Source organism: Paraburkholderia sp. UCT70 (assembly GCF_050434085.1).
Classification (GTDB): Bacteria; Pseudomonadota; Gammaproteobacteria; order Burkholderiales; family Burkholderiaceae; genus Paraburkholderia; species Paraburkholderia tuberum.
On sequence record NZ_JBNPVZ010000004.1, the window covers coordinates 1,268,386 to 1,289,606 of the forward strand.

The window sequence follows — 21,221 nt, forward strand, 5'->3', positions numbered from 1 at the left end:
TATGTTCGAGAACGATCTGTCGCTGGTTTCCAGCGCAACACGGCAAGCGCTCGACGCGGCACCTCGCGTCTTCATCGACGGCGAATGGCACGCCACCGAAAACAGCCTCGACGTCATCGACCCGAGCAGCGGACAGCTTATCGCCCGCCTGGCCGCGGGTAACGCGACATCGATCGACGCCGCGGTCGATGCGGCGCGGCGCGCCTTCGAGCACGGTCCCTGGCCGCAGTTGCACGCGGCGCAGCGTGAGGCATTGCTGCGACGGCTGGCCGACCTGGTCGAGCGCGACCGACGGGTGCTAGCCGAACTCGAAGTGCTCGACGTCGGCATGCCGTTGTGGATGGCGGGCGAACTCAACGTGGGCGGCGCCATCGACGTGCTGCGCTACATGGCGGGGCTCGCTGGGCATGCGACGGGGCGCACGGTGCAGGTCGGCGTGCCCATTCCCGGCTCGGCCTTCTTCGGCTACACGCAGAAAGAACCATTGGGCGTCGTGGGCGCGATCATTCCCTGGAACGTGCCGCTCATGATGTCGGTCTGGAAGCTCGCGCCGGCGCTGGCCGCCGGTTGCACCGTCGTGCTCAAGCCTTCGGAGGAAGCCTCGATGAGCGTGCTGCATCTCGCAGAACTGGTCCGCGAGGCCGGTTTTCCGGCCGGCGTGGTCAACGTGGTCACAGGCACGGGGGCTTCGGTCGGTGCGGCGCTCGCCGCGCATCCGGGCATCGACAAGATCACCTTCACCGGTTCGACCTCGACGGGCAAGCAGGTGGCCCTGGCCGCGGCGCGCAACGTCACTAAAGCCACGCTCGAACTCGGCGGCAAGTCGCCGCAGATCCTGTTTGCCGACGCCGATCTCGACACCGCCATTCCCGGCATCGCGGGCAGCATCTTCCTCAACTCGGGCCAGGTTTGCGTGGCGGGTTCGCGCCTCTATGTGCAGCGCCGCCTCTACGACGAGGCCGTGTCGCGGCTGGCGCGTCATGCAGATGCGATGCGCATGGGCGCCGGCCTTGCGCAGGGCACCGAGCTGGGGCCGCTGGTCAATGCGCGCCAGCAGCAGCATGTGCTGCGCCATCTCGATGACGCGCAGCGTGCCGGCGCCGAGCTGCTGACCGCGGCGCCCCGCGTGGAGGCCCGCGGCTTCTATGTGCGGCCCACCGTCGTGGCGGCGGCCGACCAGCAGGCGGCCATCGTGCAGGAAGAACTCTTCGGCCCGGTGATCACCGTCACGCCCTTCGACGAGGTCGACGAGGCGGTGCAGATGGCCAACGACACGCCCTACGGTCTGTCGGCCTGCCTGTGGACGCGCGACCTCTCGACCATGCATTCGGTGGTGCCGCGCATCCGGTCCGGCAAAGTGGCGGTCAACACCGAACCCATGCCTTGGCCCGGGCTGCCAGAAGGCGGGCGCAAGGCCTCGGGCCACGGCCGAGACCTGGGCGAAGAGTCCTTCGAGTCCTTCCTTGAAATCAAATCGGTGCTGGTCCGCTATGCGTGAAGCCAGCCATCCGCGTTCCGCATACCATCCTATGACGTCTTCCTCTCTCGATCCGAACAAGCCGCTGGCCGGCAAGGTGGCCCTGGTCACCGGCGGCAGCAGCGGCATCGGCGCCGCCTGCGTGCGCCTGTTGGCTGCAGAAGGAGCCACGGTGGTGATCGGCTTCCATCACGGCGAAGACCGGGCCCAGGCGCTGCGCGCCGAGCTGGCCGGCGACGGCCACCAGACCCTGCACATGCCGCTGACGGACGCGGCCGCGCACGCCGACATGGCGCGTCGGCTCGCGGCGGACTTCGGCCGCGTCGACGTGCTGGTCAATTCGGCCGGCTTCACCCAGCGCATCGCGCACACCGACCTGCAGACGCTGGACATGGCGCTCTTCAACGAAATCCTGCATGCCAACGTCGGCGGCCCTTTCTCCATCATCCGCGCCTTGATGCCTTTGCTGCGCGCGGCGGGTGATGCCACGGTCGTGAACGTCTCGTCGGTGTCGGCCTTCACCGGGCTGGGCAGCAACATCGCCTACTGCGCGGCCAAGGGTGGACTCGACACGATGACGGTGTCGCTCGCACGCGCCTTCGGGCCCGGCGTGCGCTTTCTGAGCGTCTCGCCCGCGGCAGTCGATACCGGCTTCGTCCAGGGCCGCCATCGCGACGAGCTCGAGAAGAAGGCGGCGCTCACGCCGCTGGGACGCGTGGTCTCGCCCGAAGACGTGGCGCTGTCGGTGCTGGCCTGCGTGACCCACCTGCGCACCGCCACCGGCACGCGCATCGTGATCGACGGAGGGCACAGCCTGTGAGCACGCTCGAGATCAACGCCACGCACGACCCGAACCTGCGCAGCTGGGTCGAGACGGCGAACTCCGCGGGCGCAGACTTCCCGATCCAGAATCTGCCGCTGGCGGTGTTCCGTCGGCTGCCCGGCGAGGCGCTGCGCTGCGGTATCGGCATCGGCGACCGCATCCTCGAGGTCGGGGCCTGCCTCGAACTGTTCGCGGGCCGGGCGCACGCGGCCGCATCGGCATGCCGCGCGCCGACGTTGAACGACCTGATGGCGCTGGGCCTCGGTGCCGCCTCGGCTCTGCGTGCGCGCGCGTCGCAGCTGCTAGCCGCAGGCGCCGAGCGGCAGCGCGAGACCGTGGCCAACGCGCTGCATGCAATCGATGCGGTCGAGCTGGCGTTGCCGGTCAGGATCGGGGGCTTCACCGATTTCTTCGCCTCGGTCCATCACGCGACCAACGCGGGCCGTCTGTTCCGGCCCGACATGCCGCTGCTTCCGAACTACAAGCATGTGCCCATCGCCTACAACGGCCGCGCCAACAGCGTGCGCGTGAGCGGGGCGAAGGTACAGCGGCCGCACGGCCAGTTGAAGGGCCCCGCTGACGAGGTGCCGCGTTTCGCACCGGCGCAGCGGCTCGACCACGAGGTCGAACTCGGCGCTTACATCGGTACGGCGTCGACCGCCGGCGCACCGGTGGCGGTCGACGAGGCATGGCGGCACATCTTCGGCTTCTCGCTGCTCAACGACTGGTCGGCGCGCGACATCCAGGCCTGGGAGTACCAGCCGCTCGGCCCCTTCCTGGCCAAGAGCTTCGCCACCACCGTCGCGTCTTGGGTCGTGACCGCGGAAGCACTGGCCCCGTTTCGCGCGCCCGCGGCGAGGCGGCCCGCAGGCGATCCAGCCCCGTTGCCGTACCTCTGCGGCGAAGACGATGCGCACCGCGGCGGCCTGCGCATCGCGCTCGATGCGTATCTGCAAAGCAGCCGGATGGCCGAACAGGGCCTGCCGCCGATCCGCCTGTCGCGCTCGGGCTCCGAGCTGCTCTATTGGACTTTCGCGCAGATGGTCGCGCACCACACGAGCAACGGCTGCGCGCTCGACACCGGTGATCTGCTGGGGTCCGGCACGGTCTCGGGGGCCGACGCCGATGCGCTTGGTAGCCTGCTGGAGATCACGGCGGGCGGCTCGCAGCCGCTGACGCTGCCGACCGGCGAGCAGCGCACCTTTCTGGCCGATGGGGACGAACTCGCGCTTACCGGCCGCTGCGAAGCGCCAGGCCGCATCGGGATCGGCTTCGGTCGCTGCGCCGCGCGGCTCGTTGCCCCGACTTCTTGAACTGGCACCGGAGACACACGAAATGCTCGTCGAACAACGCACTTACATTACCCATCCCGGCAAGTGGCGGGACTACCTGGCCCTGTACGAGGCCGAGGGCCTCGCGATCCAGCGCCGCATCCTCGGGCGCATGGTCGGCTACTACCGCAGCGAATCGGGTGCGCTTAACCAGATCGTCCACATGTGGGCCTACGAGGACATGAACGAGCGCGCCGAGCGGCGCGAGGCGCTCATGGCCGATGCCGACTGGCGCGCATACGTGGTCAGGATGCTGCCGCTGCTGCAGAGCCAGGAGTCCCAGATCCTGCTGCCGGCGCCTTTCTTTAAGCCCTTGTGGCAACCGTGATCGTCGCGACGAAGTGACAGGAGAAACCATGCCATCGACCCCCGTCATCGAAGACACCGAGCGTTACCAGGGCGGCTTCGGCAACCAGTTCGAGAGCGAAGCCCAACCGGGCGCCTTGCCGATCGGACGCAACTCGCCGCAGCAGGCGCCGCTGGGCCTCTATGCCGAGCTGCTATCCGGCACGGCCTTCACCGCGCCGCGCGACCACAACCTGCGCACCTGGATGTACCGCATGCATCCCAGTGCGATGCACGAGCCGTTTCGACTCATCGACGACGGCCGCTGGCACACCGGCCCGTTCGACGAGGTCGAGACGCCCGCCAACCGCCTGCGCTGGAACCCCTGGCCGATGCCCACCGAGGGATGCGACTTCATCGACGGCATCGTGACCATCGCGGGCAATGGCGATGCGCATGCGCAGACCGGCGTGGCCACGCATGTCTACTGCGCCAACCGGTCGATGCACCGGCGCTACTTCATGAATTCGGATGGCGAACTGCTGCTCGTGCCGCAGGCCGGCGTGTTGAAGCTTCACACCGAGCTCGGCCGCCTGAATCTGAGCCCGGGCGAGATCGCGCTGATTCCGCGCGGCATGCGTTTTCGCGTGGAGCTGCTCGAAGCCGAGGCACGCGGCTACGTCTGCGAGAACTACGGCACGCCGTTCCGGCTGCCCGAGCTCGGACCGATCGGCTCCAACGGCCTGGCGAATGCGCGCGACTTCCTGGCGCCCGTGGCCGGCTTCGAGGAGGAGACGGGCCCGGTGCGCATCGTCAACAAGTTCCTCGGGCATCTGTGGGAGGGCGGGCAGGGCCATTCGCCGCTGGACGTGGTCGCATGGCACGGCAACCTCACGCCCTGCAAGTACGACCTGGCGCGGTTCATGGCGATCGGGACGATCAGCTTCGATCACCCGGACCCTTCGATCTATACGGTGCTCACGTCGAACACCGACACGCCCGGTGTGGCCAACTGTGACTTCGTGATCTTCCCGCCGCGCTGGCTGGTAGCCGAGGAAACGTTCCGTCCGCCCTGGTTCCACCGGAACGTGATGAGCGAACTGATGGGCCTGGTGCGCGGCGTGTACGACGCCAAGGCCGACGGCTTCGTGCCCGGCGGCATCAGCCTGCACAACTGCATGCTGCCGCACGGCCCGGACGCGGCGACCTTCGACAAGGCCAGCACCGCCGACCTCAAGCCGCACCGCGTGGACAACACGCTGGCCTTCATGTTCGAGAGCCGTCATGTGTTCCGACCGACGCCCCGGGCCCTGAAGGCCGACAACCTCCAGCCAGACTACGACACGGTGTGGGATGGCTTTCGCAGCGGACTGGTGAACCAAGGAGATCGAGCATGAGCGGCATCGACAGACGAACCCTTCCACAGTCGATCGTCAACCTGCTCAACGACGGCGTGCGCGCCGCGGCAAAAGACTCGGCCTTCCTCGCGACCATGACCAACCTCGGAAGCGAGGCGTCGCCTTCCTCGCCTCACCAAGATGAGGACCACGGTGGAGCGCGAGATCGAGCGCTGGCGCGGCGTGGTCGCGCAGGCCGGCAGCCCGCAGCAATGAGCCCAGGGACGCACGCCTCATGACGCATCCACCCATCGACGTCGTCGGCCTCTGCGGCAGCCTGCGTTCGGCCTCGATCAACCGGATGGCCTTGACGCTCGCATCGGAGTCCATGCCGCCGGGCATGACGCTCAATGTGGTCGACTGGCGTGCCATTCCGCCCTTTGACGCCGACAGCATGGCGCGCGGCATGCCGGCCGAGGTGCTCGCGCTGCGCGAACGGCTGCGCAAGGCCGATGCGCTGGTGATCGCGACGCCGGAGTACAACTTCTCGATCCCCGGCATGTTGAAGAACGCGCTCGACTGGATCTCGCGCGGCGACGATCAACCCTTGCGGCGCAAGCCTGTCGCGATCCTGTCTGCCGCGCCGGGGCCGGTGGGTGGCGCGCGCGTTCAGTACGAACTGCGCAAGGTGCTGCTCTTCATGGACGCGATGGTGCTGGCCAAGCCCGAGGTATTCATCGCCCATGCCGTGGGCAAGTTCGACACAGAAGGCCGCTGCGTGGACGAGGCGACCCGTTCCTTCGTGCAAGGCCAGATGTCGGCGCTCGCGGTTTGGACGGCCGAAGTTCGGGCCATGTCGGGCTGATACGGCACAGGGGAGGGCGACTGATACCGGCGAGGCGAGATCAGGCGGAGGGGGCCGTTCGGGCCGCCGCTTGAGCGGCGAGTTGCGACGGTTGCGCTTCATCTCTATGAGGGGTATTAGCCTTTTTCGCGCAAAAATCTGGTGCTTTTATTTAGGAATACTAGATTTTTCAATGGCTTGCGAGATCTCAGCGTGGCGTGTCGGACGCAAAAACTGAAAGCCTCACTGGACAGGACGCTCCGGGAGCGACCGCAGGACTACTACCCCCTGTGGGGGGCGCACTGCTGTCGCTGGGCTTTAGCTTTGCGACGGTGTTTTCCTTTCTTGCCGTGCCCGCAGTTGTCGCGGCAATCGCTATCGTGGAAACGTGAGTTGGCTTGAAAGAGCCGTGTGGCCATCGTTCGTGCGGACAGCAAGAGGAATGACATTCTTTAAATGAGCTTTATGAGGAGAGGGGACATGGGAGCAATTTCAGCATGAGCGGCAACGAACTCGGCAAGGGAATGAAGACGAATGCGTCGGAGATGCCGAACCGCAAGGCCATCATTCGCGCCGGAGTGGCCGGCGGGTTGGCCGGAGCATTGATCATTTGGATTTTCGAGGCCCCTGTTTGGGTAGGCGCGCAGCACTTGATGTCGCTCGCTGGCATTCCACGCAATGCAACGGCCTTGGTGTTCGGCAAGGAGGTGCAAGAGTCGATCGGCATATGGGCGTAACTTCGTTGGAACAGCAATTCACTTCTTCTTCGCGCTTGGCTGGGGCGTCTTGTTTGCCGCGATTTGGCCTTACTTTAGCCGACGCGGGTACGAGGCGACGTTGGTGGCATTGTTTTACGCCATCTTCGCGTGGATCGTGATGCATGCGGCGATCATGATCGCCTCCAACAATCACCCGAATTATTTGATCCGGTCGTGATCATTGATGGGTTCATGTCTCACTTCCGCTTCACGGTGCCGCTTGCGCTGATTGTCAAGCGCATGCTGGCCCTGCACCCAGCCAGCTGAATTCAAAGACTCTAGGACATCAATCAATCAATCAATCAGGAGATGTGGGGACAAGTGAACAAAAAAATCAAAGCAGTGTTTTTGGGTGCCGCGATTGGCGCAATCGGTGTGTCGCAGGCTCACGCGCAATCATCGTTGACGTTGTACGGAATCCTTGACGTTTTTGGCGGCTACCAGTCGGTAAAAGTTGGCGGGAAGAATACTTCGCTGTATGTGCTGGGCAACAACGGGGAACTCACGAGCCGTTGGGGTTTGCTCGGAAAGGAAGACCTGGGCGGGGGATACGCTGCGACATTCGACCTTGAGAGCGGTTTTGATCCGGGCACGGGACAGCAGCAGAACGCGTATCGGTTTTTTGACCGGCAAGCTTGGATCGGTATCTCAGCGGGCTACGGGGAGGTGAGGTTTGGGCGTCAAAACACGCCGATGTTCGCCTATAGCGCCAAACTCGACGCCTTCGGTGCGGCGACGTACGGGTCGGGGTACAACAATTTTGCCAGCTGGGCAGCGCGCTTCGATAACGACATCAGTTATATCTCTCCAAAGATCGCCAACACTCAGCTCGAAGTTCACTACTCGGTGGGCGGACGGCCGGAGACGTTAGCTGGAAACGCCGTCTACCAAGCGGCTGCCCAAACCAATCAGGGTCCTCTTTACCTTGCGCTCGCGTACCTGAACGCCGCCAATGCAACGAGCTCCAACCGGGTGCAGGAGTTTATGGCCGGCGGCAATTATGACTACGGTCGCGGGAAGATCTACGTCGGCTATTTCCGCGCGAACGAGGTGATCTCTGCTACGACAGGCAATGCGTTGAGTAATCCGGCCGGAAAATATGATCCGGCTGTCGGCCCTGTAGGCAACGTTCCTGGTGACTACCACAGCACCTATTCGCTGTCTGCCGATTTCCGTGTCAATCCCTTCTTGAGCATTGGCGCCGGGTACGCGTTTGTCAAAGACAGCTCGTCGCTCGGCAATGACGCAAGGCAGTATGGCGTCATCGTCAACTACGATGTCTCGAAACGGACGCGACTGTATGGCGTAGCCTCGCGTCTGAACAATTACAACACCGCTCGGTACAAGATGGCGGGGGCCAGCATCACGACCGGATCGTTCTTGACGCCGGACGGCGGCCAGAGCGAAACGGCGGTACAGGTGGGCATTCGTCACCTGTTCTGACAGTCGGCGGGTGTCCGGGTGAGCACAGGTCTGTGTCCCGGGCATCCGCTGACACGCGATGGCATGCGGGCGTATCGGATGGGACGCGAGCGTCTCACAAAAACTGCGCCGCGATGCAGGGTTTGTTGGACTATTGTTCCCGGTCCTTCTTCAACGTCTCTGGTGCCTTCGGATATTTCGCCGCGTAGACCGTCACGAAACGATCAAACGCGGCATACGCGTCGGCGCGCATGGCGGCCATCCAGATCGCCTGCAGATCTGCTTTGGCTTTGCCTTGCTGTGACTTCGGCAGCGCGCTCAGGACGTTGCCCATCTTGTGGAACCAGCAGCGCTGGCCTCGCGTAGCAGGAGACACTTCTTCCAGCGCGGCCCAGAATTCCATCGCGCCATCGCCGACTGACAGCAACGGACCGGCCTGCAGGCCACGCGTTTTCAGATCGAGCAGCAGTTCCTGGCACGACGCCTTCGACTCGCGATACCCGTCGCCAATTGCCACACGCTCCTTGCGCCCATCCGGCCTCACGCCGATGATCACGAGCAGGCATTGACCGTCCGAGTTCCCGCTGCGCAGCCCGGTGTGAATGCCGTCGACTCGCTAGTACACGTAGTGCGACTTCGACAGATCACGCCGGCTGCAGCTCGCATGCTCGTCGGCACACTGGGCCGTCAGGCGACTCACCACGTTCGCCGACAGACCCTTGGCATCGTCGCCCAGTAGCACGCTCAGCGCCTCGCTCATGTCGCCCGTCGAAATGCCCTTCAAATACAGCCACGGCAGCGCGGCACTCACGCGCGGTGACTTCCTCACATATGGCGGCACAATCGATGAATTGAATTTCACGCCTGATCCTGACCGATCGCGAACCTTCCCCACCCGCGGCACCATCGACGTCACCCTTACGATCGTTTAACCACGCGTCCAACCGACTCGCACAGGAACAAGCCATGAAGACCGTCAAGCCCTTACTGCTCGCTGCCGTTCTTGCGGCCGGTTCCACCCTCGCCATTGCCGCAAGCCCGGCAACACCGGCCTCGCCCGATCTGGTGACCAGCCAGTTCCTGCATGCGCTGAACAGCGGCACAGGACCGGCAATCAACGCGTTGTTACCGGCTCAGGCGCGCCAGGTGCTGATCGACGCGCAGAACAGCGTGAAGGTTGATCTGTCCGGCATTGATGTGTCGAACAAGACCATCGAGCAGGACGGCATCACCGTGCCGATCACGATTGTGCAGCCGCACGGCGCAACTGGCACGATGCCGGTCTTCATGTTCTTCCACGGCGGCGGATCGATCCTTGGGGACTTCCAGACCCACGAGCGGCTGGTGCGCGACTTCGTCGTGCAATCCGGGGCTGTGGCCGCGTTACCCGGTGGCGATCAACCAGGCGTACGCGGCCACCAGGTGGGTCGCCGCACGTGGCGATGAAATCGATGTGGACGGCAGCCGCCTCGCGGTAGTGGGGAACAGCGTCGGCGGCAACATGGCCGCGGTCGTCTCACTGATGGCGAAGAACAAGCAGGGCCTCGCAATCCGCTTCAAGGCCTGATGTGGCCGGTGGCGGACGCCAATTTCAGCGACGGCTCGTACAACGCCTATCCGGAAGGCCATTTCCTGACCCGGCCGATGATGAAGTGGTTCGGGAATGCTTATACAAAAGATCCGAAGCAGCGTAACGAGATTTCCGCTTCACCGCTGCGTGCTTCAACGGATCAGCTGAACGGTCTGCCGCCAGCGATGATCCAGGTGGCGCAGTTCGACGTGCTGCGCGATGAAGGCGAGGCCTACGGTCGCAAACTCGACGCTGCGGGCAATGAGTCACCACGGTCCGCTCAACGGTACGATCCACGACTTTGGCTTGCTTAATGCACTCGCTGGCGACGCGCCGACCAAAGCCGCAACCAGGCAGCTTGCCAACGAGTTGCAAGCGCGTCTAAAGTAAGCCGTGCAACCTTGAGCGGCGCCTTGCGTAACGGCATCGTGCCGCGGCCATCAGAGCATTCGACTTCACGTTCATGCAAGGCATCGTCACGTGTCGATACCGAATATCGTTACGAGAATCTGCTCTGCGGTAAGTTAAGACGTCTGTCCCGGCCACCGCGAGAGGCTGTTGTGGTCTCTTCTCGGCCACCCACGCTTCCATCAATCGGAAGGCGGCTTCTGGAGTACAACGGTCGCCGCACTCGGGTCGGAAGTTGAGCGATCACCGGGCAAGAACCAGGACTGAATGACTGCCGCCGTCTGCCCACGGAGTGCAAGAGCGGCGGCTCGAGACGCTGTTAGCTGGATCCTTGCGGAGTGATGCGCAAAAAAGCTGAAGGCGGAAAAGAAGGATAAGCGCGCTTCGCGTGGACATGGAACCAGAAACCGACAGGGTTTGCGCTAATGAAGCTGAACAGTTGAGCCGCGTTGGCCGAAAGCGCTGGAGCATACGTCGGCACATCGATACCGGGTGGCCGGGCGATGCGCCGATGTCGCGGCGAGTGTCTAAGGCAACACTGATTAAGTCCACCAATCTGGCACGTCAAGCGTTATAGAGATCGGATTAAACGAGGAAGGCAGAACAGGATGAAACAGCAGACGCTGGCGATGGCAGCCGATCAAGGTGCGGGTTTCGAGACCCACCGCAAACGCACGCGGCGCGACGAGTTTCTCGACACGATGAATGCGATCGTGCCATGGGCGCAGTTGTGCGCGGTGATCGAGCCGCATTATCCGAAGCGCGGCAATGGCCGCCCGCCAATTGGTCTGGAGCGCATGCTGCGGATCCACTTCGTGCAGCACTGGTTCAATCTGGCCGACTTCGCTTGCGAAGAGGCCCTCTACGACAGCGCCAGCCTGCGTCGCTTTGCCGGAATTGACCTGGGTTGCGAAGCTGTGCCCGATGCGACGACGCTGCTCAAATTCCGGCGCCTGCTGGAGACGCACAAACTGGGCGAGCAATTGTTTGCCGAAGTCGGCCGGGTCCTTCAGGCCAGCGGCATGAAGCTCAAAAGCGGCACCATCGTGGACGCGACGATCATCGGCGCGCCGAGCTCGACGAAGAATGAGCAGAAGGCGCGCGACCCCGAGATGCATCAGACCCGCAAGGGTCGCCAATGGTATTTCGGCGCCAAGCTGCACATCGGTGTGGACAGCCAGAGCGGCCTGGCGCACAGCGCGGTGCTCACGCCCGCCAATGTGCATGACAAGCATCCACTGCCGCAATTGCTGCACGGGCAGGAGCGGCGCGTCTACGGCGATAGCGCCTATGCGAGCCAGAAGGCACTGATCCACAGCAAGGCGCCTAGGGCGCGCGACTATACCAATCAGCGCACGCGCCGTGCGGGCGGCGAAGTCGACGAGGTGCAGCGCGGCAAGAACCGCAACAAGTCGAAGATCCGGGCGCGAGTCGAACACGTCTTCGCGGTTGTGAAGCGCCTGTGGGGATTTACCAAGGTGCGCTATCGAGGGCTGGCAAAGAACGCCAACCGGGCGTTCGTCGCGCTCGCACTGGCGAACGTCTACCTGTCGCGCAAGAAACTGATGGCACCGGTACGCCCATAGTGGGCGAAAGGCGGGCAAAGTGCCCGCCCAACAGGCCTGCGAGGGCCGAAAAGCAAGGGCTTAAGCTCGGCCTCATCACTTGGCGAAGTTCAAATCGCTGACACGTCGCCGATTTACCCGCTTGTTCAGCTTTGCCCTAATCCTAACTAAACGCTGCGCCGACTAGAAGCGCGTCCGAATGCCCACAGTCGCGGCAACCTGATTGCCTGTTGAAGCCTGCGACAAGCCATTAATAAATGCACCCTCGAACGCAGAGCCGGCAGCCCCGTATGCGTGTTGGTAGACACCCTCGACGTAGACATCGGTGCGCTTGCTGAACGAGTAATCTGCCATCAGGGTCACTTGATGCCACTTCGGGTCCGCCGAACCGGTGGCGCCAGCAAAGGCGCCCTGAGTGAAGGTGTACGCGCCGGCGAGCGAGATCGCAGGGGTCACCGTATAGTGCACGTTAACTTCGTAGTTATCGAAGTGCAGGGTGTCGAATGACTGCAGGATCACTGTGTTCGCACCGGGTTGCGTATTGTCGAACAATGTGTGCGTCCACAGCAGGCCGACCATCGCGGGTCCGATCGTGTAATTGCCGCCGACACCCATCACGCGCTGCCGCGCTGCGGGGAAGTTTACGAAGTCGTTGTTCGACACTGCCCCGGTACCGCTAGATGCACCGTTATTAAGCTGGAGGTAAGCAGCCGCCAGATTGATCGGACCGTTGTTGTACGTCACGCCAAAGCTATAGGCGCGATTGTTCGAAAAGCCGCCAGCCGCGTTGCTCAAGCCGTACAGTGCCTCGGCCTGCAACCCTTGATACGTCGGGCTCACGTACTTGACCGAGTTGTTGATATAGAACGAATCGTCCACGTTGTCGTTATCGAACGGATGCGCGGCCAGGTTGTTTCCGTCCCCGTTGTTCGCCAGTGCGATCGGTCCGAGATTATCGACCACGGCGTCGTACTGCCGGCCGAGCGTCAGCGTTCCATAGTTGTCGCTCTGCACACCGACATAAGCCTGACGGCCGAACATTGTGCCCGAGTAGGTGGTCTTGCCGTTTTGAATGTTGAACCCGTTTTCGAGACGGAAGATTGCATGCAGACCGCCGCCGAGGTCTTCGCTGCCCCTCAGGCCCCATACTTCGTTCGACAGCATGCTGCTTTGTTCCTGCCATGCGCTGCTGCCACCTTGGTTATTCGTATAGACGATACCTGTATCGATCAATCCATATAGGGTGACGCTGCTTTGCGCATGGGCCGCGACGGCGCAGACAGACAAAGCTGCTGCCACGATGGTATTCTTTTTCACTTACATATACTCCATGAAATGCCCAACAAAGAGTCGGGAGGTGTGAGCACGATCTCGAAAAAATGCATGTTCAACGAAGGGCCTCTCGTAGTGGTGATGCGGGCCATCCATTGAATGGGGTTCGCTTCCGTACCGTCAGCCTGGCGATTTTATGGGGACTGCCATCGCGGTTCATCAAAAGAGTTGCTCCCTTTTCGCAAAGATTTTATAAACGATGATCGAAGGGAGCCGCTACACGAGCGGTTTCGTTCACCGGACCGCGGTGCTCGACGGTTCGTCCGTCGTCGTTCGTCGCCTTGGACGAACGGTAGAACGCGTGCTGTACAGACTCGCCGGGGGTGGACCCCGCCGCTGAAATGTCGTGGAAGCACTATGCGCTAGCGGTGCTGGTGTTCAACACACTCGGCGTGCTCGTGATGTATGCGTTCCTGCGGTTGCAGCAATGGCTGCCCGCAAACCCGCAAGGCTTCGGCCCCGTGACCCCCGAGGCTGCCTTCAACACGGCAATCAGCTTCGCGACCAACGCGAACTGGCAGGACTCGTCCGGCAGCGGGCTCGACCCCGAGATCAGCCCGGCGGCCTCCGCCTATCAGGCGGCACGTGTGGCGAAAGCCCGTGGCCTGCCGCTCGATCAGGTGACCGACCTTGTTGCCCGGAACACGTCGGGGCGGCAGTTCGGCATCTTCGGCGAGCCGCGCGGGAATGTGCTGAAGCTCAACCTCGCGCTGGAGGACCTCAAGCCGATGTATTAATCCTGGCTTGTCGTCGCCGTTATGAGCGATCCCACCGTTACCGTTGTTGTAATCGACGCTGACAAGTACATACGCCGTTTCATTCGTTCGCGCCTCGAAGCAGACGGCATGAGCGTATTCGAAGCGCACACCGGCGCGCAAGGCCTCGCGCAGGCGGCCACGCGGCTCGCGGATCTTGTCATCGTCGACCTCAGCTTGCCGGACATGGGCGGCACCGAGGTAATCCGTGAGTTGCGCGGCTGGTCTGCGATGCCGGTGATTGTCCTGTCGGCACGAAGCCGTGAGGAAGACAACGTCGCCGCGCTCGACGCCGGCGCCGACGACTACCTCGCCAAGCCGTTCGGGTTGCCCGAACCCGGCGCGCGGATTCGTGCGTATTTGCGCCGGCAGGCCGCTTGCGGGCGGGTCGGCGCGCCGCAGGTGCGATTCGGCCTCGTGACGGTCGATCTCGGCGAGCGGACGGTGGTGCGAGGCAGCCGCATCGTTCATCTCAGTCCCACTGAATACCGTCTTCTTTCCGCACTGCTGCGGCATCCGGGGCGGGTATTGACACATGAGCAACTGCTCGGCGAAGTGTGGGGACCGTTGCGCACCGATAACCACCACTACCTGCGGATCTACATGGGGACCTGCGTCACAAGCTCGAAAGCGATCCGGCGCGTCCCCGAGCACATCATCACGGAGTCGGGTGTGGGGTATCGGCTCGTCGGTGTGCAATGAGTTTCACACGATTTTTACGCGGCCTCCGGCAATCCTTTTGCGGTCTTTACGGCGACATCCGTATCGTTTGTGGCTGGCGTTTCGCCGCAAAAAATATGGGATTTGCTGGAGGTTGCATGGCATTCAAACAAACGAAGGGAAACGTCACCGTCGAGGCTTGCGTGTTCCCCGCTCCGGGCCAGATGTTCGAAGGCGCACTGCGCGTCACCACCGCCTGGCGCCACAAGCAGATTCATCAGGTCATCGGGCGTGGCTGTGGCCGGCCGATGGGCAGTTACGCGCAAGCATTGGCGCTGGCAGAAGCCGAAGCTCGCCGCATGCTCGGGATTTGAATGCCATGACACCTTCAAGACCAGCCATGATGTTCAGAGGGATGTGCAAGGTCGTTGCCATTGCCTTCGTCACCAACCAGGTGCTCACGACGATTTTTACGTACGTGGCGCAGGAGCTCGATACGGCGCTGCCTCATGAAACGATCTGGCTTTTCAGCTGCGTGACATGTGGACTGCTGACGCTCTGGCTGCAGTCAGATGCGCGGCGGGCGTTCGGCTTCGCGCGTGAGAAGGGCTTCGTCAAAAAGGGCGATGACGGCAAGCAGGATCTACAGATCGCGGAAGACTGTCCGAAACGGTGGCTTGTGATTTTGCATATCGAACTGAACCCTGCGGCAATGCAGGCGTAAGTGACTATCCGCGGCCTGGGCGGCAAATGTCCGGTGGCCGGCAAAAACTGTCCGATACTTTTACGCGACGTTAACGCGGCTTCAGATAAGCTCGAAGCACAAGGTTGCCAGGTAGCGGCCAGGAGTTCCCGATGATACGAATGCTGATCCCCGTCCTCGGCAAGAGCGGTGTGGCCGAGGCCGCACGTTTCGCGACATTTATGTTTCTGGAGCGTTGCGTCACCGAGGTCGAATTGCTGGAAGTCCTCGAACCCGTCGACCAGGGGCGCGCGGCAGCCTTCCACACCCGAAGCTCACTGGTGCGCCGGGAAGAGCAGGCAACGCTGAAGGCGATGCTCGACGCGCGCACGATTCTCGAGGAAGCCGGCGTGCCGTACCACTGGACACGGGTATTCGGCCACCACACGAAAGCGATCGCCGACTACGCAACCACGACCCGGCCCGACGTCATGGTGATCGACGCCAGCCACATGGGCTTCTTCCGACGCCTGGCCATGCTCGCGGCGTTGTTGACGCGGACGGTCACACCGGTGACGATGGTTCATTGAATCATCCGACGTTCATCGGCAGCAGCACCATCTGTTTGCCCTGCTGGTGCAGGCGCGTCTGAATCTCGACCGGTGTGTGATTGTGCAGCCACGCCGTCAGGACATTCACCCGTTTGAAAATCAGCTTGCTCGCGAAGCAGACGCTGTTCGGGAATTGCTCCATCGAGGCTTCTGCCAGTTTGAGGAACTCTTCGACAGGGTCGGTGCCGAACGCGATCCGGTATTCGGCGGCGATGCCATGCCGGCGACAGTGCGCAACGTAATACTCGAGAGACGCCGTAATCGTTTGCCGCAAACGCTCCAGGTGCTCGGAGCCTTCATAGCTTTGCGCGTCCACTTCGCCGACCGCGAGAAAGATCACATTCCTGAAGTGTTCCGGAAATAGCCGGTTCACCCATAGCAGCGCGTGCATGCTGGCACCGCGATGCTTGCCGACGAGCAGGATGGCGGTTGGCTGGGAAGCATCTGGCCTGAGTGACGCGGCCGCGTCGCCCGGATCGGGCGCAGCGCCGGTGAAGAGGGCGTCCTCCCTGGCAATCAGTGCGCGGGTTTCGCCGTAGTGCCGCTTGATGACAATGCATAGCGCGACCACCGCGCCGGTCACCAGTACCGTCAGCCAGCCGCCCGCCGTAAACTTCTCGATCAGCGTAATGACCAGCACGGTGCTGGTGACCGATAGCCCTAGCGCGGATAGCGCGAAGTGCTTCAGCCAGTTTTCCCCGTCACGCCGATGGCGCCACCAGTAAATGCACAAGCCCAGCAGGGAAAGGCTGAAGGTCAGGAAAACGTTGATGCTGTACAGCACTACCAGGATAGAAACGTCACCGCGCGTCCAGAGCAGGATCGCGAGGCTGGCGATACCCATCACGACGATGCCGTTCTGTCTGACAAGCCGGGTGGACAGGTCACGGAAATGGCGCGGCACCCATGAGTCGGACGCCATGTTCGACAGCACGGCAGGCCCGTCGAGGAAGCCGGTTTGCGCGCCGACCAGCAGCAGCCCTGCCTCGAAGGCCAGCACGGCAGCGAGTAGCGCATGCCGTGCAAACGCGGAGCCGAGCCCGAGATGCTCGATGACGCTGCCGAACACCACCGCATTGAGCGTCCGGCCTTCCACCGCCTGAGCATGCCACAACATGTACAGCAGGATGATGCCGCCTGCCGTGAAGGCCAGCGAGGTGGACATATAGAACATCGTCGTCTTGCCGTTCGGCACGCGCGGCTCGGCCAGCATGTTGACGTTGTTCGAGACGGCTTCGAGGCCCGTGTACGTACCGCCGCCGAGTGAGAACGCACGCATCAGCAGGGCCACCACCACCAGCGGGCCCACTACACGCGACATGCTGCGCGCTTCGCCGATGGCGCCCGGAACGACGTCGGCCAAATGATCGCCATGCACCGCTACGCCGTAAACGATGAGGCCAAGATGCAGCACGACAAAGCCGAGGAAGATCGGCAGCAGCACCAAGATCGATTCGCGCATCCCGCGGAAGTTGAGGCCCGTCATCAGGACGATCAGCGTGAGTTCGGTCGTGAGCTTGAAAGCCTGCGCGCCCACCGGCAGCAAGCTGAAAAACGCGTCGACGCCGCTCGCCAGCGACGTCGCAATGGTCAGCACATAGTCGACCAGCAGCGCGGCGCCGGAAACCAGGCCAGGGTGTGGGCCCAGCAAGGCGGTCGCCACCCGATAGCCGCCGCCCCCCGTTGGAAACAGCTGGATGACCTGGTTGTACCCGAGCGCAATGATGAAGACCGTCGCGGCGGTGGCCAGCGCGAGGAACAATGCAAGTGAGGTGTGCTGGCCCAGCGCCAGAAAAGCTTCTTCCGGCCCGTAGCATGACGATGAAAGGCCGTCGGCACCGAGCCCTACCCAAGCGAGAAGTGGCGTGACCGCGATGGCGTGGCGGGTCCGGGAATCGAGCGGGTCCAGCGGCTTGCCAACTATCCGACGCCAGATGTTGTCGAAGGTGTTCACGTCTCCGCCAGTAGGCGGTCCGAGTCCACACACAACCGACGTGCCGTATCCACAAAGACGTCCACCTGGCAGGGCTTTCGGAGAAAAACGGACCAGCTGATTTTGCTTGCCGCAGGTTGTTCGATAGAACTATGAATAATAATCGGCATACCTGCCAGCCGGCGTCGACCCCTTATCTCGCGACACAGCTCGCCCCCATTCATCCGTGGCATCGTCCAGTCCGTGATTACGAGGGTGGGTAGTTGATGTTCGAGGCGTTCAAGCGCCCGTTTACCGTTCTCCGCGCAAAGCGCGTGGAAGCCTTCCAGCTCAAGTATCAGTTGCCAGGCGGACCTGATATCCGGCTCATCATCGACCAACAATATTGAAAACATCACGTGGGCTCTCTGTAGGCCATTGAGGTGTGGAACGACTGCGCGAACTCAGGTGATATCTCGCCCACCTTAGTTCCCACCAAGTCGTTTCTCGGGAACTAAACACTCCTGCGCAAACTGAACAAGACGAACACCTGGACATCAGAGAGGCCGACTTAACGTCGAGTGCTATCGGTGAATTGCGGGACGTTGGGTGGAAACGTATGGACTACTATTGGATGCAAACTCTGCAAAAGTCGACGGTTCTCCGGTAGACGTTCCGGTTAAGCCATGGGACGAAGGTGTATTCGTCGTAAGCGTTCGCGCCAACGTAGATCCAGTTGTGCAAATGGTTGGACATGAAAGTCACCTCGAAATGAAGATTGGGGAGAAAGCGTTGCCGGCGCGTCAGTCGCGTGGCGGCAGTACGGCTGCTTCAAAAACGTGACTGTGGTTGCGCTTGTCACGACCATTCCTGCGAGACGAGTAAAACGCACAAGCGAGAAAACAATGTTTTCGTTATGCAGTCGATGAACGAGACGGCTGGCACCAGGAGCGAGTCTGTGAGCTCAAGCGGGATGGCCGGATCGACTGCAAGCACGCTCATCGCGCACAGAAAACAAAAAACGGGCCGCGCGAACGGGGCGTCGCCTACGAGCGCAAGTCAAGACACGACCACGATCAGTCTTGTGCCTACCGTCGCGGCGAGTGCCGCGTCGCTGTCGGTTAATGCGAAGTCCAAAGATATCTTGATCAGTTCCCACCCGCAGACAGCAAGCGCCGGAAAACGCCCTGCGCTGCGTGAGCCTGGGAAGGAAGAACGTTTGAGCGCAACATGCACACGTAGGACTTCAGCGACCCTTCCTGCTTGAACAGAAGAACAGCAGTCTCCGTCGCAACATGGCAAAGACAGGCTGCCTGAGATCCAGCACGACGATCTCCGAGCCACGTGCGGCTAGTCAGATCAGGCAGTCAGACGTAAACAGATAAACGGTTACTGGATGCAGACTCGACTCAGGTCGACCGTTCTCCGGTAAACGTTCCGGTTAAGCCAAGGGACAAACGTATATTCGTCGTATGCGTTTGCGCCGATGTAGATCCAGTGGTGCAAGGAGTTGGCCATGTCAGTCACCTTGGGTTGAAGTCTGGCGAAAACTGTTGTCTGCGCTTGCGATGCGCGGCGACAGCACGGGTAATGGGGACGCGTTCTTCCCGGCGCGGTGGCTGCGGCCATGGCTTCTCTCTACGGAGATAAAGGCGCAGGTGAGAAAGAGCGCTTTGGTTGCGCAGTCGATGAAAGAGACCGCGGGTTGGAGCAGCGAGTCGTTGAACTGGAGGGCAACGGTCGGTGCGACCGCCAGTATGCTCATCGCGCAGAGAAAGCAGAAAAAGGGACGTGCAATTCGTGCTTCGAGCACGACCGCGAGCCCGGACACAATCACGATCAACCGTGTGCCTATCGTCGTGGCCAGCGCGGTGTCGCCGTCTGTCATTGCGAAGTCCAGAGCTGTCTCGATCAGTGCCCACCAGCAGACGACGAGCGCTGCAGTGATGACCGCGAGCCCGGGCGGCGCGCTGCTGCCGCTCGCGTTCGGGTCCGCATGCGGAACAAAGCGATGACCTGTTTGTTTGCTGATCATGGTTCAACCTTTGCACGGGCAGGCTGAGACGAGAATGCGTCTTTGCAAGCATTTACGAATTACTTGCTGTCGACGAGTGAACAGCTTGCAACGCATTGGTTCCGATAGTCGCGACAGGGGACCCGTCATAACTTCGAAGTAGTCACGCTTTCAAGCCGCACCGCCTATGGTTGCCAAGATAGGACGAAGATTGGTATCGAATCCATTCTGCGAGCGTTTCGACTTCTGCCAACCGTTGTATTCCGCAGCTATACGCCGGTATCGCCCTGGCCACCGTCGGGCTGGAGCAGAGGTGCCGCAGGCACAGGTTTCTTTCCTAGTCGCTACCGACGCAAGGTGGCGTCATGCGGGCCGATGGCATTTCCACGACATGACTGCATGTTGATCAGCAACGGTGGGGTCTTGGGATTGAGGACAACGCTGCGGCCCCGGCATGGGGCGGCTACAACCTCGAACGGACATAGGCGGCGTTTTGAGGATAGCGCGCACGCCACGCCGCAATGCCGTGCCGAGCTTCGGGCTATTCATTCCGGAAGGGATAGCAGAACATACGCCGGTATAATGGACAGGTCGATGCTCGAGGGTCTAGTTTGGACAGGGTAAGCTAAGGCAGACAACTCATGCCCTCAAGAAGTCCATCGAGCCAACAGCTGCCGACTCCCGTCATTGGGACGGTCTGGATCATCGACGACGATGAATCGTCGCGCCTCGCAATCGAAAGTCTTGTGCAGTCGATTGGCTATTCGACGCAGGTTTTTTCACTGGCGGCCGACTACCTGGCCGCCCGCACCTCTCATCTGCGCACCGAGAATGGAGTTCTGATTTCCGACATCCGCATACCCGGGATGTCAGGCCTGGAGTTGCTCGACCGTCTTGTCGTGCTGGGCGCGGCGCCGCCGACAATCTTCGTGAGCGCGTTCCCCAGCGACGGGTTGCGTTTGCAGGTGCAGGCGAGCCCGGCTGTCGCGCTCCTCGACAAACCGGTGGACGCGGTAGCCTTGAAGAGGGAGCTCGCAATGAATGTCCGTCGTTTCCGTAACGGATGGCCGATGATCGCAATGTTGATACTGGCGTTGCTGATCTTCTTCGCCGATACCGTTGGCGACGTGGAAATAGCCTGGCAGCGCGCGACAAGTGGAATGCGCACCCGCGACGCATCACTGGGTATAGTGCAGGTCACACCGATGTTCGAGGAGCCGTCGCATCGTCGTGAATGCCTGTGCTAGTCGAATGGTCGTGAATGGAAAGGTCGTAGCGAACGCGAGGCAAGGTATGCGAGCATCTCGTTTGCTGGCCAGCAGCATCGAACGCGTTCCGGTTCTCCCCCAATGGGAAGCGATGAGCACATGATGACCTGTGCGGTTGACGTTCGTGTGCGTGAGCAGTGAGTGCGTGAAAGTCCACGTGCATTGAA

20 protein-coding genes and 3 pseudogenes are annotated in these 21,221 nt (G+C 62.0%); 18 read left to right on the forward strand and 5 right to left on the reverse strand.

The features are described from left to right. Position 1: 1 nt before the first annotated feature. The 9 genes and pseudogenes from OKW41_RS31470 (at position 2) to OKW41_RS31510 (ending at position 8,298) form a co-directional block, all read left to right on the forward strand. The gene (locus tag OKW41_RS31470) at positions 2 to 1,498 is read left to right on the forward strand and encodes an aldehyde dehydrogenase family protein (protein WP_429575066.1); all 1,497 of its coding nucleotides are present in this window, start codon (positions 2 to 4) and stop codon (positions 1,496 to 1,498) included. A gap of 31 nt (positions 1,499 to 1,529) precedes the next feature. Next, positions 1,530 to 2,297 carry an SDR family NAD(P)-dependent oxidoreductase gene (locus OKW41_RS31475; protein ID WP_429449924.1) on the forward strand — a complete coding sequence of 256 codons (768 nt, stop codon included), beginning with the start codon at positions 1,530 to 1,532 and terminating at the stop codon, positions 2,295 to 2,297. Beyond that, positions 2,294 to 3,613 carry a fumarylacetoacetase gene (gene fahA, locus OKW41_RS31480; RefSeq protein ID WP_429575067.1) on the forward strand — a complete coding sequence of 440 codons (1,320 nt, stop codon included), beginning with the start codon at positions 2,294 to 2,296 and terminating at the stop codon, positions 3,611 to 3,613. The genes OKW41_RS31475 and fahA overlap by 4 nt, the downstream gene beginning before the upstream one ends. A gap of 22 nt (positions 3,614 to 3,635) precedes the next feature. After that, positions 3,636 to 3,959, forward strand: coding sequence for an NIPSNAP family protein (locus tag OKW41_RS31485; protein WP_429449927.1), 324 nt, complete (start codon positions 3,636 to 3,638; stop codon positions 3,957 to 3,959). 28 nt (positions 3,960 to 3,987) lie between these two features. Further along, a complete protein-coding gene (gene hmgA, locus OKW41_RS31490; protein ID WP_429575068.1) occupies positions 3,988 to 5,313 on the forward strand; it encodes a homogentisate 1,2-dioxygenase in 1,326 nt (441 codons plus the stop codon). Beyond that, entirely contained in the window at positions 5,310 to 5,552 is a 243-nt protein-coding gene (locus OKW41_RS31495; RefSeq protein WP_429449931.1) for a hypothetical protein, read from the forward strand. The genes hmgA and OKW41_RS31495 overlap by 4 nt, the downstream gene beginning before the upstream one ends. After that, positions 5,549 to 6,118 carry an NADPH-dependent FMN reductase gene (locus OKW41_RS31500; protein WP_429449932.1) on the forward strand — a complete coding sequence of 190 codons (570 nt, stop codon included), beginning with the start codon at positions 5,549 to 5,551 and terminating at the stop codon, positions 6,116 to 6,118. Before OKW41_RS31495 ends, OKW41_RS31500 begins: the two co-directional genes overlap by 4 nt. A 503-nt stretch (positions 6,119 to 6,621) precedes the next feature. Continuing rightward, positions 6,622 to 7,122 (forward strand): annotated as a pseudogene (locus OKW41_RS31505) (hypothetical protein). A gap of 54 nt (positions 7,123 to 7,176) precedes the next feature. Beyond that, entirely contained in the window at positions 7,177 to 8,298 is a 1,122-nt protein-coding gene (locus OKW41_RS31510) for a porin (RefSeq protein ID WP_429575069.1), read from the forward strand. Between the two features lie 136 nt (positions 8,299 to 8,434). Here the strand turns inward: OKW41_RS31510 and OKW41_RS31515 are convergent. Beyond that, positions 8,435 to 9,175, reverse strand: a pseudogene (locus tag OKW41_RS31515) (IS256 family transposase); the annotation flags it as partial. 68 nt (positions 9,176 to 9,243) lie between these two features. Between OKW41_RS31515 and OKW41_RS31520 the strand changes: the two are divergent. From OKW41_RS31520 to OKW41_RS31530, 3 genes and pseudogenes are all read left to right on the forward strand, one after another. After that, positions 9,244 to 9,723 (forward strand): alpha/beta hydrolase, encoded by a 480-nt coding sequence (locus OKW41_RS31520; protein WP_429575070.1) that lies wholly within the window; start codon positions 9,244 to 9,246, stop codon positions 9,721 to 9,723. Continuing rightward, positions 9,668 to 10,161, forward strand: a pseudogene (locus OKW41_RS31525) (alpha/beta hydrolase). Before OKW41_RS31520 ends, OKW41_RS31525 begins: the two are co-directional and overlap by 56 nt. A gap of 702 nt (positions 10,162 to 10,863) precedes the next feature. Beyond that, a complete protein-coding gene (locus tag OKW41_RS31530; RefSeq protein ID WP_429575071.1) occupies positions 10,864 to 11,841 on the forward strand; it encodes an IS5 family transposase in 978 nt (325 codons plus the stop codon). Positions 11,842 to 12,003: 162 nt separating this feature from the next. Here OKW41_RS31530 and OKW41_RS31535 read toward each other — a convergent pair whose 3' ends face one another. Beyond that, positions 12,004 to 13,137, reverse strand: coding sequence for a porin (locus OKW41_RS31535; RefSeq protein WP_429575072.1), 1,134 nt, complete (start codon positions 13,135 to 13,137; stop codon positions 12,004 to 12,006). Between the two features lie 356 nt (positions 13,138 to 13,493). On the opposite strand from OKW41_RS31535, the gene OKW41_RS31540 reads away from it, so the two are divergent. The 5 genes from OKW41_RS31540 (at position 13,494) to OKW41_RS31560 (ending at position 15,839) form a co-directional block, all read left to right on the forward strand. Then, positions 13,494 to 13,889 carry a potassium-transporting ATPase subunit C gene (locus tag OKW41_RS31540; RefSeq protein ID WP_429449938.1) on the forward strand — a complete coding sequence of 132 codons (396 nt, stop codon included), beginning with the start codon at positions 13,494 to 13,496 and terminating at the stop codon, positions 13,887 to 13,889. Between the two features lie 21 nt (positions 13,890 to 13,910). After that, positions 13,911 to 14,609, forward strand: a complete 699-nt coding sequence (locus OKW41_RS31545; RefSeq protein WP_429449940.1) for a response regulator — start codon at positions 13,911 to 13,913, stop codon at positions 14,607 to 14,609. Further along, positions 14,606 to 14,941, forward strand: a complete 336-nt coding sequence (locus OKW41_RS31550; protein WP_429449942.1) for a hypothetical protein — start codon at positions 14,606 to 14,608, stop codon at positions 14,939 to 14,941. Before OKW41_RS31545 ends, OKW41_RS31550 begins: the two co-directional genes overlap by 4 nt. Before the next feature lie 5 nt (positions 14,942 to 14,946). After that, positions 14,947 to 15,291 (forward strand): hypothetical protein, encoded by a 345-nt coding sequence (locus OKW41_RS31555; protein ID WP_429454456.1) that lies wholly within the window; start codon positions 14,947 to 14,949, stop codon positions 15,289 to 15,291. Positions 15,292 to 15,431: 140 nt separating this feature from the next. Further along, positions 15,432 to 15,839 carry a universal stress protein gene (locus OKW41_RS31560; RefSeq protein ID WP_429449944.1) on the forward strand — a complete coding sequence of 136 codons (408 nt, stop codon included), beginning with the start codon at positions 15,432 to 15,434 and terminating at the stop codon, positions 15,837 to 15,839. 1 nt (position 15,840) lies between these two features. Here OKW41_RS31560 and OKW41_RS31565 read toward each other — a convergent pair whose 3' ends face one another. From OKW41_RS31565 to OKW41_RS31575, 3 genes are all read right to left on the reverse strand, one after another. Next, a complete protein-coding gene (locus OKW41_RS31565) occupies positions 15,841 to 17,814 on the reverse strand; it encodes an APC family permease (protein ID WP_429575073.1) in 1,974 nt (657 codons plus the stop codon). Next, a complete protein-coding gene (locus tag OKW41_RS31570) occupies positions 17,811 to 18,188 on the reverse strand; it encodes a response regulator (protein ID WP_429575074.1) in 378 nt (125 codons plus the stop codon). Before OKW41_RS31570 ends, OKW41_RS31565 begins: the two co-directional genes overlap by 4 nt. 1,103 nt (positions 18,189 to 19,291) lie before the next feature. Next, positions 19,292 to 19,807, reverse strand: a complete 516-nt coding sequence (locus OKW41_RS31575; RefSeq protein WP_429575075.1) for a hypothetical protein — start codon at positions 19,805 to 19,807, stop codon at positions 19,292 to 19,294. A 620-nt stretch (positions 19,808 to 20,427) separates the two neighbouring features. Between OKW41_RS31575 and OKW41_RS31580 the strand changes: the two genes are divergently transcribed. Then, positions 20,428 to 21,033, forward strand: coding sequence for a response regulator transcription factor (locus OKW41_RS31580; RefSeq protein ID WP_429575076.1), 606 nt, complete (start codon positions 20,428 to 20,430; stop codon positions 21,031 to 21,033). Positions 21,034 to 21,221: the final 188 nt, after the last annotated feature.

What these genes read in the sequence shown, in the direction of transcription:
- OKW41_RS31470 (WP_429575066.1), top strand. Translation starts at nt 2, where the DNA reads ATGTTCGAGAACGATCTGTCGCTGGTTTCCAGCGCAACACGGCAAGCG.
- OKW41_RS31475 (WP_429449924.1), top strand. Translation starts at nt 1,530, where the DNA reads ATGACGTCTTCCTCTCTCGATCCGAACAAGCCGCTGGCCGGCAAGGTG.
- OKW41_RS31485 (WP_429449927.1), top strand. Translation starts at nt 3,636, where the DNA reads ATGCTCGTCGAACAACGCACTTACATTACCCATCCCGGCAAGTGGCGG.
- hmgA (WP_429575068.1), top strand. Translation starts at nt 3,988, where the DNA reads ATGCCATCGACCCCCGTCATCGAAGACACCGAGCGTTACCAGGGCGGC.
- OKW41_RS31495 (WP_429449931.1), top strand. Translation starts at nt 5,310, where the DNA reads ATGAGCGGCATCGACAGACGAACCCTTCCACAGTCGATCGTCAACCTG.
- OKW41_RS31500 (WP_429449932.1), top strand. Translation starts at nt 5,549, where the DNA reads ATGACGCATCCACCCATCGACGTCGTCGGCCTCTGCGGCAGCCTGCGT.
- OKW41_RS31520 (WP_429575070.1), top strand. Translation starts at nt 9,244, where the DNA reads ATGAAGACCGTCAAGCCCTTACTGCTCGCTGCCGTTCTTGCGGCCGGT.
- OKW41_RS31530 (WP_429575071.1), top strand. Translation starts at nt 10,864, where the DNA reads ATGAAACAGCAGACGCTGGCGATGGCAGCCGATCAAGGTGCGGGTTTC.
- OKW41_RS31540 (WP_429449938.1), top strand. Translation starts at nt 13,494, where the DNA reads ATGTCGTGGAAGCACTATGCGCTAGCGGTGCTGGTGTTCAACACACTC.
- OKW41_RS31545 (WP_429449940.1), top strand. Translation starts at nt 13,911, where the DNA reads ATGAGCGATCCCACCGTTACCGTTGTTGTAATCGACGCTGACAAGTAC.
- OKW41_RS31550 (WP_429449942.1), top strand. Translation starts at nt 14,606, where the DNA reads ATGAGTTTCACACGATTTTTACGCGGCCTCCGGCAATCCTTTTGCGGT.
- OKW41_RS31555 (WP_429454456.1), top strand. Translation starts at nt 14,947, where the DNA reads ATGACACCTTCAAGACCAGCCATGATGTTCAGAGGGATGTGCAAGGTC.
- OKW41_RS31560 (WP_429449944.1), top strand. Translation starts at nt 15,432, where the DNA reads ATGCTGATCCCCGTCCTCGGCAAGAGCGGTGTGGCCGAGGCCGCACGT.
- OKW41_RS31570 (WP_429575074.1), bottom strand. Translation starts at nt 18,188, where the DNA reads ATGTTTTCAATATTGTTGGTCGATGATGAGCCGGATATCAGGTCCGCC.
- OKW41_RS31575 (WP_429575075.1), bottom strand. Translation starts at nt 19,807, where the DNA reads ATGATCAGCAAACAAACAGGTCATCGCTTTGTTCCGCATGCGGACCCG.
- OKW41_RS31580 (WP_429575076.1), top strand. Translation starts at nt 20,428, where the DNA reads ATGCCCTCAAGAAGTCCATCGAGCCAACAGCTGCCGACTCCCGTCATT.